The organism is Candidatus Dormiibacterota bacterium (assembly GCA_036495095.1).
GTDB lineage: Bacteria > Chloroflexota > Dormibacteria > Aeolococcales > Aeolococcaceae > CF-96.
Map to the genome: position 1 here is coordinate 1 of DASXNK010000058.1, position 12,831 is coordinate 12,831.

The 12,831-nt window shown below is 73.5% G+C and carries 16 protein-coding genes and 1 pseudogene; 8 read left to right on the plus strand and 9 right to left on the minus strand.

What is annotated here, in order from left to right; genetic code table 11:
- The 6 genes from VGL20_05975 to VGL20_06000 form a co-directional block, all read left to right on the plus strand.
- Nucleotides 1–352: hypothetical protein (locus tag VGL20_05975; GenBank protein ID HEY2703220.1), on the plus strand; the 352-nt coding region annotated here is incomplete at its 5' end.
- Nucleotides 349–1,122: a hypothetical protein gene (locus VGL20_05980; GenBank protein ID HEY2703221.1), complete on the plus strand. Its 774-nt coding sequence runs from the start codon at nt 349–351 to the stop codon at nt 1,120–1,122. The genes VGL20_05975 and VGL20_05980, both read left to right, overlap by 4 nt.
- Nucleotides 1,119–1,298, plus strand: a complete 180-nt coding sequence (locus VGL20_05985; protein ID HEY2703222.1) for a hypothetical protein — start codon at nt 1,119–1,121, stop codon at nt 1,296–1,298. Before VGL20_05980 ends, VGL20_05985 begins: the two co-directional genes overlap by 4 nt.
- A gap of 234 nt (nt 1,299–1,532) precedes the next feature.
- Nucleotides 1,533–2,642: a sugar ABC transporter substrate-binding protein gene (locus VGL20_05990; protein ID HEY2703223.1), complete on the plus strand. Its 1,110-nt coding sequence runs from the start codon at nt 1,533–1,535 to the stop codon at nt 2,640–2,642.
- A 5-nt stretch (nt 2,643–2,647) separates the two neighbouring features.
- On the plus strand, nt 2,648–3,496 hold the full coding sequence (locus VGL20_05995; GenBank protein HEY2703224.1) for an ATP-binding cassette domain-containing protein: 849 nt from the start codon (nt 2,648–2,650) through the stop codon (nt 3,494–3,496).
- Nucleotides 3,493–4,737 carry a sugar ABC transporter permease gene (locus VGL20_06000; GenBank protein HEY2703225.1) on the plus strand — a complete coding sequence of 415 codons (1,245 nt, stop codon included), beginning with the start codon at nt 3,493–3,495 and terminating at the stop codon, nt 4,735–4,737. Before VGL20_05995 ends, VGL20_06000 begins: the two co-directional genes overlap by 4 nt.
- A 4-nt stretch (nt 4,738–4,741) precedes the next feature.
- Here VGL20_06000 and VGL20_06005 read toward each other — a convergent pair whose 3' ends face one another.
- From VGL20_06005 to VGL20_06025, 5 genes are all read right to left on the minus strand, one after another.
- Nucleotides 4,742–5,563, minus strand: coding sequence for an LLM class flavin-dependent oxidoreductase (locus VGL20_06005; GenBank protein HEY2703226.1), 822 nt, complete (start codon nt 5,561–5,563; stop codon nt 4,742–4,744).
- A 93-nt stretch (nt 5,564–5,656) separates the two neighbouring features.
- Nucleotides 5,657–6,376 carry a thioredoxin family protein gene (locus VGL20_06010; GenBank protein ID HEY2703227.1) on the minus strand — a complete coding sequence of 240 codons (720 nt, stop codon included), beginning with the start codon at nt 6,374–6,376 and terminating at the stop codon, nt 5,657–5,659.
- Nucleotides 6,373–6,849: an SRPBCC domain-containing protein gene (locus VGL20_06015; protein ID HEY2703228.1), complete on the minus strand. Its 477-nt coding sequence runs from the start codon at nt 6,847–6,849 to the stop codon at nt 6,373–6,375. The genes VGL20_06010 and VGL20_06015 overlap by 4 nt, the downstream gene beginning before the upstream one ends.
- Nucleotides 6,830–7,189, minus strand: a complete 360-nt coding sequence (locus VGL20_06020; protein HEY2703229.1) for a metalloregulator ArsR/SmtB family transcription factor — start codon at nt 7,187–7,189, stop codon at nt 6,830–6,832. Before VGL20_06020 ends, VGL20_06015 begins: the two co-directional genes overlap by 20 nt.
- Nucleotides 7,190–7,283: 94 nt before the next feature.
- Nucleotides 7,284–7,856: a class I SAM-dependent methyltransferase gene (locus VGL20_06025; GenBank protein ID HEY2703230.1), complete on the minus strand. Its 573-nt coding sequence runs from the start codon at nt 7,854–7,856 to the stop codon at nt 7,284–7,286.
- Nucleotides 7,857–7,901: 45 nt separating this feature from the next.
- Between VGL20_06025 and VGL20_06030 the strand changes: the two genes are divergently transcribed.
- On the plus strand, nt 7,902–8,549 hold the full coding sequence (locus VGL20_06030) for a TetR/AcrR family transcriptional regulator (protein ID HEY2703231.1): 648 nt from the start codon (nt 7,902–7,904) through the stop codon (nt 8,547–8,549).
- Here the strand turns inward: VGL20_06030 and upp are convergent.
- Nucleotides 8,489–9,115, minus strand: a complete 627-nt coding sequence (gene upp, locus VGL20_06035; GenBank protein HEY2703232.1) for a uracil phosphoribosyltransferase — start codon at nt 9,113–9,115, stop codon at nt 8,489–8,491. The two genes, VGL20_06030 and upp, sit on opposite strands and share 61 nt — an antisense overlap.
- Nucleotides 9,116–9,175: 60 nt before the next feature.
- Between upp and VGL20_06040 the strand changes: the two genes are divergently transcribed.
- Complete coding sequence (locus VGL20_06040; protein HEY2703233.1) at nt 9,176–9,457, plus strand: hypothetical protein; 282 nt, start codon at nt 9,176–9,178, stop codon at nt 9,455–9,457.
- A 7-nt stretch (nt 9,458–9,464) separates the two neighbouring features.
- Here VGL20_06040 and VGL20_06045 read toward each other — a convergent pair whose 3' ends face one another.
- The 3 genes and pseudogenes from VGL20_06045 to VGL20_06055 form a co-directional block, all read right to left on the minus strand.
- Nucleotides 9,465–10,340 carry a short-chain dehydrogenase/reductase gene (locus VGL20_06045; GenBank protein HEY2703234.1) on the minus strand — a complete coding sequence of 292 codons (876 nt, stop codon included), beginning with the start codon at nt 10,338–10,340 and terminating at the stop codon, nt 9,465–9,467.
- Nucleotides 10,337–11,869, minus strand: a complete 1,533-nt coding sequence (locus tag VGL20_06050; protein HEY2703235.1) for an NAD(P)/FAD-dependent oxidoreductase — start codon at nt 11,867–11,869, stop codon at nt 10,337–10,339. The genes VGL20_06045 and VGL20_06050 overlap by 4 nt, the downstream gene beginning before the upstream one ends.
- A gap of 69 nt (nt 11,870–11,938) precedes the next feature.
- A pseudogene (locus tag VGL20_06055) lies at nt 11,939–12,751 on the minus strand (alpha/beta hydrolase).
- Between the last annotated feature and the right edge of the window lie 80 nt (nt 12,752–12,831).

The following is a 12,831-nucleotide window of genomic DNA, read 5'->3' on the forward strand; positions in this document are numbered from 1 at the left end:
GCTCGGGCTCGCCGTCACCTTCACGGTGGCGGCGCTCGCGGTGCTGCGCCTGGGACCCCGGGTGCCGCGCCAGGTCCTCGTGGCGGCCGCGGTCGCCTCCCTGCTCGGGGTCGGGTTCGCGCTCAACCTCGCGCTGCTGGCCGGCGACCCCGCCCCCTGGACCCTCGGCGATCCCTTCGGCAGCGGCGTCGCCCTCGAGTACCTGCTGGCCGGTCTCAGCGGCGCCACCGCGGTGGCGGCGATCTCCAGCGTGCGCCGCGGCGCGCACCTCCACGCCGTGGTCGCCGCGGATCAGCGCCCGGCGCCGGTCCGCTCGCTGACCAGGACCCGCCACGGGGAGATCACCAGATGACCAGAAGGGCCACGACCGCACTGGCGGTGACCGCGTCGGTGGTCGCCGCGATCGGCGGCTCGGTGATCGCACGCACGGGTGGGACGGCTCCCGCGGCCGCCGCGGCACCGGTGGGCTCGGGCGCCGTCGTCGTCGACTGGAACCGGGAGCTGCTGCGGATCGTGCGCACGCCCGGCGCGCAGCCGGCGACCGTGCAACCCACCCGCAATTTCGCCATCCTGCACGCCGCCATCGAGGACGCCGTGCTCCACGCCGGCCGGGACGCGCGGCTCGACGCGGCCGCGGCCGAGGCTGGCCACGACGCGCTCCTCGGGCTGTACCCGGCCCGGCGGGAGGAGCTGGACCGCCGGCTGGCCGCCGAGCTCGGCGCGATCCCCGACGGCGCCGCACGGCAGCGGGGCGTCGACGGCGGCCGCCGCGCCGCCCGGCGGCTGCTGGGGTCCCGCGCGGGCGACGGGTCGGCGAACCCGCCCCCAGCGCTCCCGGCGGGCACCGCACCCGGCGAGTACCGACCCACGCCGCCGGGCCTGGCCAGGGCGGCGTTCACCCACTGGGCGGGGGTGACCCCGTTCGTGCTCGAGGACGCCGCGCAGTTCCGTCCCGAGCCTCCGCCCGACGTGACCAGCCCCGAGTACATCGCCGCCATCACCGAGGTGCGGGACCTCGGTCGCGACTCCAGCACCATCCGGACGGCCGACCAGACCGTGGCCGCCCGGTTCTGGAGCGCGCCGATCTGGAGTTCTTCGGCGATCACACCGCGATCACGGTGAGCTCCGAGCTGCTTCCCGGCGTGACCCGCAGCTTCCCGGGGTTCCACGAGGCGGCCATCGAGGCAGGGGTCAGCCGCATCCTCGCCGGCGTGCACACCCGGATCGACCACGAGGCGGGCCTTCGGCTCGGGCACCGGGTGGCGGCCCTCGTGCTCGAGCACGCGTCGCCCGGCTGAGGAGGGGCTTCCCCCCGGATTCCTGCGATCGCTTTCCGGTCTGCGCGCCGCATTCACTGCGCGACCGCCGGTGACGAGCACGTGCACGCCATCCCTCGCCTGCTCTACAACATTCCTGTACGTCTTGGCGCATTCGGAGGTACGATCGAGCCCGCGACAGTCAGCGAGGCAGATTCGTATGTGTGGGGCATGCACGGCTCTGTGCAGCCATGCGTCTCGACAGGGGGAGCACCGATGAAGTTCGTGCGTCTACTCGCCGGGGTGGGAGCGCTCACCGTCGTGGCGGCCTGTGGGTCCTCCGGCTCGACCGGCGGCACCCCCGGCGCGGGCGGCAGCTCGGCCCCGACTGGAAAGATCGCGCTGCTCCTGCCCGAGACGAAGACCGCCCGCTACGAGGCCTCCGACCGGCCCGACATCACCGCGCGGCTGAGGGCGCTCGGCTACGACACCAGCCAGCTCATCTACAGCAATGCGAACCAGGACGCCGCCACCCAGCAGAACCAGGCGGACGCGGCGATCACCAACGGCGCCAAGGTCCTCATCCTCGACCCCGTCGACTCCAAGGCGGCCGGTGCGATCGCCACCAAGGCACAGGCGGCGGGCGTTCCGGTGATCGCATACGACCGGCTCATCAAGGGCTCGGCCGGCGTCACCGCATACGTCTCCTTCGACAACGTCAAGGTCGGCGAGCTCCAGGCGCAGAGCCTGATGAGCGCGCTGACGGCGGCGGGGAAGACCAGCCCGCACATCGTGATGATCAACGGCTCGCCCACCGATGCCAATGCGGCCTCGTTCAAGAAGGGCGCGCACAACGTGTTCGACCCGCTCGTGGCCAGCGGCAAGCTGACCATCGACAAGGAGTACGACACCCCCGACTGGAGCCCCGACCAGGCGCAGAACGAGATGCAGCAGGCGCTGACCGCGCTCGCGGGCAAGGTCGACGGCGTGTACTGCGCGAACGACGGCACCGCCGGCGGCGCCATCGCCGCCCTCAAGGCGGCGAACGTCAGCCCGCTCCCGCCGGTGACGGGACAGGACGCCGAGGTCGCCGGGGTCCAGCGCGTGCTCGCCGGCGAGCAGTACATGACCATCTACAAGGCGGTGCGGCCGGAGGCCGAGCTCGCCGCCCAGGCGGCTCTCGACCTGCTCGGCGGCAGGACGCTGAGCGGCTTCGACAGCAAGACCAACAACGACAGCATCGACGTGCCCTCGCACCTGCTCAATCCGGTGGCCGTCACCAAGAGCAACGTGAAGGACACGATCATCGCCGACCAGTTCCACAGCGTCGCCGAGATCTGCACCGCGCAGTACGCGGCGGCGTGCAAGGCTGCGGGCATCCAGTGACCGAGGTGGGTGCCGCCGCGGGGAGATCCCCCGCGGCGGCAGCCGCGTCCGACCCGGCGCGGCGCTCGCCGCTCCTCGAGCTGCGGCGCACCTCGAAGACGTTCGGGGCGGTGCAGGCGCTGTCGGGTGTCGACTTCGAGGTGTTCCCGGCGGAGGTGGTCGCCCTCGTCGGTGACAACGGCGCCGGCAAGTCCACGCTCGTCAAGATCATCGCCGGTGTCTACCGGGCCGATGAGGGCGAGTACATCTTCGACGGGCGGCCGGTCACCGTGCGCGGGCCACGCAGCGTCACCGATCTGGGGATCGCCACCGTCTACCAGGACCTCGCGCTGTGCGACAACCTCGACGTCGTCGCGAACCTGTACCTGGGCCGCGAGGAGGAGATCGGCCGCGGGCCGCTGGGCGTCGTCGACGAGGTTCCCATGGAGCGGCGCGCCATCGAGGTGCTCCGCGATCTGTCGGTGAAGATCCCCTCGGTGCGCACCCAGGTCGCCTCCCTGTCCGGCGGCCAGCGCCAGTCGGTGGCGGTGGCCCGCGCGGTGATGGGCGATGCCCGGGTGGTGCTGCTCGACGAGCCCACCGCGGCGCTCGGGGTGGCGCAGACCCGCCAGGTGCTCGACCTGATCATGCGACTGCGCGAGCAGGGTCTCGGTGTGGTGGTGATCAGCCACAACCTCGCGGACGTCTTCGAGGTCGCCGACCGCATCGTCGTGCTGCGCCTGGGCCGCCGCATCGCCTCGTTCGACGCCCCGACGGTGCGGCGCGACGAGGTGGTCGCCGCGATCACCGGCGCAGGCACCGATGGAGCGGCCGCGGCGGACGGGCCGGCCGCGGGCACGGACGCGGCGTCATGAGCACGATGGTCGACGACCCCCGCCTGGCACTGGAGCGGGGCGGCTGGGCGGGCCTGGTGAGGCTCGGACTTCGCCGCCTGCGTCAGGGCGAGCTCGGACCCGTCCCGGTGATCGTCGGGCTGGTGGTCATCGCCGCGGTCTTCCAGCTGCAGAACCCGAACTACCTGACGGCGCTGAACCTCACCAACCTGCTGCAGCAGATCGTTCCCGTCGGCGTGCTCGCCGTCGGGGTGGTCCCGGTGCTGCTGCTCGGCGAGATCGACCTCTCGATCGGCCCCCTGAGCGGGTTCTGCGGGGGCGTGCTCGCGGTGCTGTCGGTGAACCACGGAGTGCCCGGTCCGGTGGCGGTGCTCGCCGCGCTCGCGGTCGGTGCGGTGGTGGGCCTGTGCATCGGCCTGATCCGCACCAAGCTGCAGGTGCCGTCGTTCATCGTGAGCCTGGCGGGGTTCATCGGCTTCCAGGGCGCGCTGCTCTACGTGCTCGGCACCAGCGGCACGATCAACCTCAACGACAGCTTCATCCTGGCGCTCATGAACCGGCTGCTGCCGGTGTGGCTGGGATGGGTGGTGGGCCTCGCCTTCGTCGCCGCCTACGCGCTGGGCGGGCTGTGGAACCGCCGGCGGCGGCTGCGGGCCGGCCTGCTGGTGCCGCCGATCAGCCTGTTCGCCGTCCGGCAGGCGGTGATCGCCCTGCCCGTGCTCGCGGTGGTCGGGCTGATGAGCACCAACCGCGGCCGCGGGGTGATCCCGGTGTCCGGCGTGCCCCTGGGCGTCGTGATCCTGCTCGGCCTGGTGGTGCTGTTCGACGTCATCTGCGGGCGGACGACCTTCGGCCGCCACCTCTACGCCACCGGGGGCAACGCGGAGGCGGCCAAGCGCGCCGGCATCCCCGTCGACCGCATCCGGGTGGTCGTGTTCGTGCTCTCGTCCACCCTCGCCGCGTGCGGCGGAGTGCTCGCCGCCTCGCGCCTCTTCGCGGTGAACCAGGGCTCGGGCGGGGGCAACTTCACCCTCGACGCGATCGCCTGCGCGGTGATCGGCGGCACCAGCCTCTTCGGCGGCCGCGGCAGCGTGTGGTCGGCGCTCCTCGGCGCCCTGGTGATCGGCTCCATCGCCAACGGCATGGATCTCCTGGCGCTGCCGTCGTCGGTGAAGTTCATGATCGAGGGCGGCGTGCTGCTGGTCGCGGTCACCATCGACGCGGTGTCGAGGCGGGGGAGGCAGGCCGCGGGGCGGGTGTAGCCGGTCAGCGGCCTGCGAGCATCTCCACCACCGGTGCCATCTGCTCGAGGAAGGCGCCGTTGACGCTGATGTAGGACACGCCGAGGATCTCGCGGCGGCGTTGCAGCTCGTCGGCCATCTCCTGGGTGGTGCCCCGGAGCATGGTCAGGGAGTCGCGCTCGATCAGCGTGGCCGCGTCCACCGGGAAGAACCGCTCGGTCCCCGGAGCGAGCTGGTCACCCACCACGAACAGGTTCATCGCCAGCTCGATCGCATCGACCCGGGGCCCGGCCAGGTCGCGGACCTCGGCGGCCATCCGGGCCACCTCGTCGCGGGTGGCGAGCGGATCGGCGGCCAGGGTGATGATGTCCGCGTGGGCGGCGGCGAGCGCACGTGCCCTGGGGCCGCCGGCGGCGATCAGCACGGGGGTGTGCCCGTCACCGTCGAGGACACGCAGGTGCTCGATGGTCTCGGCCACCTGGGCGAGGCGCTCGACGGCCGACCCGTAGGGCAGGCCGAGCTCCTCCGTGAACGGGCGCACGTCGGGCCGCCCGGTGCCGATCCCGAGCTCGAAGCGGCCGCCGGTCAGCACCGACAGGCTGTGCGCCTCCCAGGCCGCCGAGCGCGGCGGGCGCAGCGGACCGGCCAGCACGAACGTCCCGACCCGCAGATCGGCCACCGCGGCGGCCATCGCGAGGGACGGGAAGGGCGCGAGCAGCTGCGGGACGTCGGGCATCAGGAGGGTCGAGTAGCCGAGCTCCGCCACCCGCCGCGCCGTGGACAGCCAGTCCTCGCCGCCGCCGCGCGGGGCCGCAACCACTCCGAAGCGAAACCGCCGGTCGGGCATTCGGTCACCCTCCGTTCAGGGTCGGACGAGCAGGTGGAACTGACCCCGGGTCGAGCCGGCGGCCGGCTCGACCCGGAGCCCGTGCGTCTGGGGTCAGGGCGTCGCCGGGGCGGTGGGGTAGCGATCGTGGTGGCGCACCCAGGCCATGGTGAAGTCGAGGGCGTCCTCGTCGCGACCCTTCGGGACGAGGTCCATCAGGTTGTACGCGCCGACCAGCATGTCGAGGCCGCGCGCGTAGGTGGAATAGGTGTGGAGGACGTCGCCGTTCTCGTCGCGGGTGAAGACGCTCAGACCGGGAAGCTCGTCGCTCGTGAACCGCCGCCGGCCGAAGTTGTAGTCGACCTCGCCCGCGGCCCGATCCTGGTCGGTGAACGACACGTGGTGGTCGTGGTTGAAGTCGCTCCCGTACGACGACACCCACCGGAAGCGCCAGCCCATCCGCCCCCTGAACGCCTCGATCTGGTCGAGGGGGGCGCGGGAGACCGCCACCAGGGTGATGTCGCGCTGGGCGAGGTGGACGGTCGCGCCGTCGAAGTGGTCGGAGACCAGCGAACAGCTCCGGCACCCCTCCTCCCAGCCCGGTCCGAACATGAAGTGGTAGACGATCAGCTGACCGCGACCGTCGAAGAGGTCGGCGAGCGTCCGGGGGCCGTCCGGGGTGTCGAAGGTGTAGGTCGTGTCGACCCGCACCCAGGGCAGCGCGCGCCGCTCCGCGCTCAGCTGATCACGGAGCTTCGAGAACTCCTTCTCGCGACGGAGGTGCTCCGTGCGCGCCGCCAGCCACTCGTCCCGCGACACCACCGCGTGCTTCACGCCGTCGCCTCCACGATCTCGGCGGCGAGGCGGTCCAGGATCTGCGACCAGCCGTTCCGATGGTTCTCACACTCGACCGCGTCGCCGAAGCGCGCGTGGTGCAGAGTGAGCGCAGTCCGGGTGCCCTGCTCCTCGAAGGTCACGGTGAGCACGGTCTCGCGGCCGGAACTGCCGTCGGGCTCCTCCCAGGCCCAGGTGGTCACCAGCCGCTCCGGCTCCACGACCTCGCGGTAGACGCCCCACACCCAGTGATCGACGCCGTCGGGTCCGCGCATGCAGATGCGCCAGGCGCCGCCGGGACGGACGTCCATGGTGCACGAGGGGGTGGTGAAGCCCTTCGGACCCCACCAGCGGACCAGGTGCTCGGGGTCGGTCCAGGCGCGGAAGACGAGCGCGCGGGGGGCATCGAGGACGCGGGTGAGCAGCAGCTCCCGGTCTGCCGAGGTCGTGCTCTCACTGGTCGTCGGGGCCATGGGTCTCCTCCTTCGTCGTGCTCTGCAGCTCACGCAGGTAGTCGTCCAGGCGACCGAGGCTCTGCTCCCAGAACTCACGGTAGCCGTCCAGCCAGTCGGAGGCGTCCTTCAGCGGCCCCGCCTCCAGCCGGCAGGGCCGCCACTGGGCCTCGCGACCGCGCGCGATGAGACCGGCGCGCTCCAGCACCTTGAGGTGCTTGGAGATGGCGGGAAGGCTCATCGCGAACGGCTTCGCCAGCTCCGTCACGGGGGCCTCGCCGCCGGCGAGACGAGCCAGGATGGCGCGCCGGGTGGGGTCGGCGAGGGCCGCGAAGGTGGAGCTGAGCTGATCGGGCGACATATCCATTGTGAACTACTCGGTTAAATAACTAGATGGTTTAATACAGCACCCAGGACGGCATGTCAAGGGCCTCCGCCGATGGAGCAGGCGGCTCTCAGCCGCCGGCGGGACGCACCGCACGGAAGCGCAGCCGCCCGTCCCGCACCACGCTGACCTGCTCGAAGCCGGCCCGGCGCAGCCGCTCCGGAAGCCCGGCCGCGTCCACCAGCACCATGGTGTCGCGCACGTGGAGCAGGCGGAACACCAGGGTGCCACCGACGCTGTCGCTGCCGGCGAGCACCCCGCCGGGGCGGAGCACCCGGCACGTCTCCGCGAGCAGCCGGTCCTGCAGCGCCGCGGAGGGGACGTGGTGGAGCATGGTGAAGCAGACCACCGCCGAGAAGCGGCCGTCGGGAAAGGGCATCGCTGTGCCGTCGCCGTGCACCACCTCGACGCCGGTGCCGCGCATCCTCAGCGCCAGCGCGGCGGCGAGCCGCGCGTCGATCTCCAGCGAGGTGAGCCGGGGGACGCGCCGACGCAGCAGGTCGGTGGTGCGGCCAGGTCCCGGCCCGACCTCGAGCACGTCGTCACCGAGGTCGACGCTCTCGAGCGCCGGTGGGATCACCCGGCCGGCGACGGTCCGCGCCCAGCGCTCGGAGCGGCAGTAGCGTCGATGGAGGAGGTTCACGGCCGCCGATGGTAGCATCACAGATGCATGGGTGAAACGCCAACGTTGCATAGCACCGAGGACGAGGCGGCCGGTGGGGCCGTCGACGATCCCCTCCTGCTCGACGCCGCGCTGCGTGCCCTGGCAGCCTGGGGATGGGAGGGGATGACCCTCGACCGCATCGCCTCCGAGGCGGGCCGGTCGCGGGTCACGCTGTGGCGTCAGGGGGTGCGGCGGGACGGCATCTCCGCGGGGCTGCTGCTGCGCCTCGCCGCCTCCCACCGCCAGGCGCTCTGGCCGGTGGTGACCTCGACCGGTACGCCGCGAGCACGGCTGGAGGACGCGCTGGCGGCGCTCTGCCGGGTGGCCGACGACAACCTCGTCCTCCTCTCCGGCTGCGACACCGCGTTCCACGACGCCGAGACGGCGGGGCTGGTGCCGCGCGGCGAGTTCAGCCGCCCGCTCGAGCGCATCCTCCGCGACGGTGTCGCCGACGGCACGCTGCGCCCGGGCTCGAGCCCGGAGGAGACCGCCTCGGTGCTCTTCAACGCGGTGTGCTGGACCCACGTGCACCTGCGCGCACGCCACCGCTGGTCACCGGAGCGCGCCCGCCGCAGTGTGCTCGGCCTGGTGCTGCACGGCGTGGTCGCGGATCAGGCGCCGGTGGTGCCGAAGAGCCGGTCGCCGAAGTCGCCGAGGCCGGGGACGATGTAGGCGCTGCTGTTCAGCCCGTCGTCGAGGGCGGCGGTGAAGACGCTCACGTCGGGATGCGCCTCCTCGAGCCGGCGGACCCCCTCCGGGGCTGCCACCACGCAGACCAGCCGGGTGCCGAGCCCCCCGGCCGCGGTGATGAGGTCGAGCGCCTGGGCGGCGGAGCCGCCGGTGGCGAGCATGGGGTCGAGAAGGAGCGGCAGCTTGCCCGCCATCGGCGGCAGCTTGCGGTAGTAGATGCGTGCCACCGCGGTGGTCTCGTCACGCTCGAGGCCGAGGTAGCCGACGCTCACCCGGGGCAGCAGGTCGAGCACCGGCGGCAGCAGTCCGAGGCCGGCGCGCAGCACCGGGATGGCGACCACCTCGCCGTCGAGGTACGACGCCGCCGCCTCGGTCATCGGCGTGGTCACCGTCGCCTCGCGGGTGGGCAGCCCGGCGGTCGCCTCGTAGAGCAGCAGGGTCATGATCTTGCGCGCCAGGCTGCGGAACTCCTCGGGACCGGTGCGGTGGTCGCGGAGCCCGGCGAGGCAGTCGAGCACCACCGGGTGGGTGCTGACGTGGAGCGGCATCGCGGGATGCTTAGCACACGGCCGCCCCGAACAGCCGTTCCTCGGGAGTACACTGCGCGCGTGACTCGAACCCAGCGCATCAGGGTGGTGAAGCGCATCGCTGGGGCGGTGACCGCGACGGTCGCGATCGGCGGGGCGGTCGGCGCCGTGGTCGACGCGTCGGGACGCAGCGCCGGGCCCGGGGTGCCGGCGAGCACGCCGTCGGCGCCGCACAGCCCCTCGGCTCCGCACGCGTCGCACATCGCCGGGACGGGGCCGGCGACCGCCGGCGCCACCCCGGTCCCGGGGGCCACCCACCGGCCCACCCACCGCCCCACGCCGACCCCGCTGCCGACGCCGTGAGCGAGGTCTAGCCGCCCTCCGCGGTCCTGGCCGGCTCGACCGCAGCCGGCGGCGGCGACTCCGCCAGGCGGATGGCCTCGTGCAGGCGCCGATCGCGAGCGAGCATCCCGTCGAGGCCGGCGATGACCCCGCGGAGCACCAGCGCCGGCGCCACCCACCCCGGCGCGGTCATCCGGGCGGCGCGGCGCTCGACCCCGCGGGCGATCGCCTCGCCGGCGAGTCCCACCTCGACCGGCCTGGTGAGCCAGCCGGGCAGCGCCTTCCGGACCGCCCCGACCGTCTCCGACGCGAAGGCGCGGCGCACCAGGTCGGTGTCGACGAAGCCGAAGTAGGCCACCCCGGCGGTCGCGCCGTGGGGCGCCAGCTCGGTGCGCAGCGCCCGCCCCAGCTGCTCGACCGCCGCCTTGCTGGCCGCGTACGGCGCCGCCATGGTCCCGTTCATGAACGCGTAGGCGGAGGCCACCACCACCACGTGTCCGCGGCGTTCGACGACATGGGAGAGCGCGGCCTTCACGGTGTGCCAGACCCCGTGGAGGTTGACCGCCAGCACCCGGTCGAAGTCGGCCCGGTCGACCGAGAGCATCGTCGCCGGCGGCGGCTCGATGCCGGCGTTGGCGATGACCACGTCGATGCCGCCGAGGCGCTCGACCACCCGCTCCACCGCGGCGGTGAGCGCCTCGGCGTCGGTGACGTCGACGGTGCCGGCGATGGCGCCGCCGCCCAGCTCCGCGGCGGCGCGCTCGGCCTCGGCGCCGTCGATGTCGAGCAGCGCCAGCCGCGCGCCCCGCGCCGCCAGCCGCCGGGCGGTGTCGAGGCCGATGCCGCGGGCGCCGCCGGTGACCAGCACCACCCGTCCGGCGACGTCGAGGGCCGGGCGCCTCATCCCGCGGCCCCCGCCGATTCGGGCTGCGCCACCGCGGTCGCGGCGGGATCGGGGGCAAGCACCCGGTAGACGGCGGGGTCGAATCGCCGGGTGCGGCGGCGGTACTCGGACATCAGCCCCGGCCAGTTGTTGACGACGCGCCCGGACGGGGTGCGGTACCAGCTGGTGCACCCGCTCTGCCACACCGAGGTGCGCAGCCGCTCCTGCACCTCGCGGCCGAAGGCGTCCTGGACGCTGTCGCGGAGGTCGAGGGACACGCCGGGGCGGCGGGTCATCTCCCGCAGCGCTCCCAGCACCCAGCTGATCTGGCTCTCGAGCATGTGGATGATCGACCCCGACCCGAGGTTGGTGTTGGGCCCGTAGAGGATGAAGAGGTTGGGGAAGCCGGTGACGCTCAGCCCCAGGTACGCCTCGGCGCCGTCACGCCAGACGTCGTCGAGCGAGCCGCCGCCGAGCCCGCGGATCCGGATCGGCGCAAGGAAGGCGTTGGCGGTGAACCCGGTGCCGTAGACGATGGCGTCGACCCTGCGCTCGGTACCGTCGGCGGTGACCACGCCGTCGCGGGTGACCTCGCGGACCGTGTCGGTGACCACCTCGAGGTTGCTCCGCGCCATCGCCCGGTAGTAGTGGGAGGAGATCAGCACCCGCTTGCAGCCCATCTCGTAGTCGGGGACGAGCCGGGAGCGCACCGCCCGGTCGCGCACCTGCAGCCGCAGCATCGCGCGCGACGTCAGCCGCAGCGGGGTGACCATCCAGCGGGCCCGGGTGAAGCCGAGGGCGGCCGTCTCGAAGAAGAGGAACCAGCCGGCGCGGGCCGCCAGCGGCCACAGCGGCAGCCACCGGAAGAGGCGCCGGTGCCTCGCCCGGTAGGGCGCGTCGAGCTTGGGGATCACCCACGGCGCGCTGCGCTGGAAGAGGTGCAGCCGCTCGACCCGCTGGGCGATCTCGGGCACGAACTGGATCGCGCTCGCGCCGGTGCCGATCACCGCCACCCGCTTCCCGGTCATGTCATAGGAGTGATCCCACCGCGCGGAGTGGAAGGCGGTGCCGGCGAAGCGCTCGATGCCGGGGATGGCGGGCAGGGCGGGCCGGCTCAGCTGGCCGCAGGCGGTCACCAGCACGTCCACCTCGACGGTCTCGCCGGCGGTGGTGCGCAGCCGCCAGCGCCGGGTCGGCTCGTCGAAGTCGGCGGAGGCGATCTCGGTGCCGAGCCGCAGGTGGGGCCCGAGCCGGTACCGGCGGACGCAGCCGTCGAGGTAGGCGAGGATGTCGCGCTGGGGCGAGAAGCGGCGCGACCAGTCGCGGCTGCGCTCGAACGAGTACGAGTAGAGGTGGGAGGCGACGTCGCAGGCCGCCCCCGGGTAGGTGTTCTCGCGCCAGACCCCGCCGACGCTGCCCGCCTTCTCGAAGAGGGTGAAGTCGGCGAGGCCGCTCTGCTTGAGCTGGATCGCCATCCCCACGCCGGCGAAGCCGCCGCCGACGATGGCGACGCGGGGCGGCCGGGGCGAGCCCTCGATGCGGGTGCGCAGGAACGTCCCCAGCCGGGTGATCGCGGGGCCGGCGGCGGCGAGCAGCCCGGCGAGCACCTGGAAGTCGTGCCACATCCCCTCGACCCGGTCGTGGTCGACGCTCACCCCGGCGGCCCGGGCGCGATCGACGAAGCGGTCGGCGTCGCTGACCAGGACGTCGTTGGCGCCGCCCTGGACCATGACGGGCGGCAGCCCGCGGAGGTCGGCGAAGAGCGGCGACACCGTGGGGTCGTCGAGGGCGCGGTCGCCCGCGTAGCGGCGGGCGCACAGGCGCAGCCAGGAGGGCTGGAGCAGGGGGTCGCCCGAGGCCTCCGCGACCACCGACCGGCCGCTCAGGGTGAGGTCGAGCCATGGGGAGATCAGGCCGAGCGCCGGGGGCGGTGGCGCGCCGGTGTCACGCAGGCGCAGCGCCGCGGCCATGACCAGGTTGGCGCCCGCGGAGTCGCCGGCGAGGGCGACCCGCTCCGGGCGCAGGCCGGAGGCGAGCAGCGCGCGGTGGGCGGCGAGCGCGTCCTCGAGGGCCGCGGGGCAGGGATGCTCGGGGGCCAGCCGGTAGCGCGGCACGTAGACGGGACACCCGGCTGCGAGCGCGAGATGGGCGGCGAGGCTGCGGTGGGTGACCGGCGAGAGCGTGGTGAAGCCGCCGCCGTGGAGGTAGAGGATCGCCGCGGAGCGGTCGGCGCCGTCGTGCTCGACCACCTCGGTGGAAACCCCGCCGAGGTCGACCGACCGGATCCGCGCGCCCAGGGTGACCGCCAGCGGGCGGAGCAGCGCCTCGGTGACCGGCCGCTGCACCCGCGGCGGCACGGCGACGCTCAGCACCGGGCGGAACGTGGTGCGCACCACGGCCCGCAGCACCGGCGCGGGGATGGTCACCCGCATCAACCTCACTCCCTCCCGCACGGCCCGACGGTCGCGTCCAAGTCTAGGTGCTGCCGGGCACGCGACCGCCTCGCCGCCTC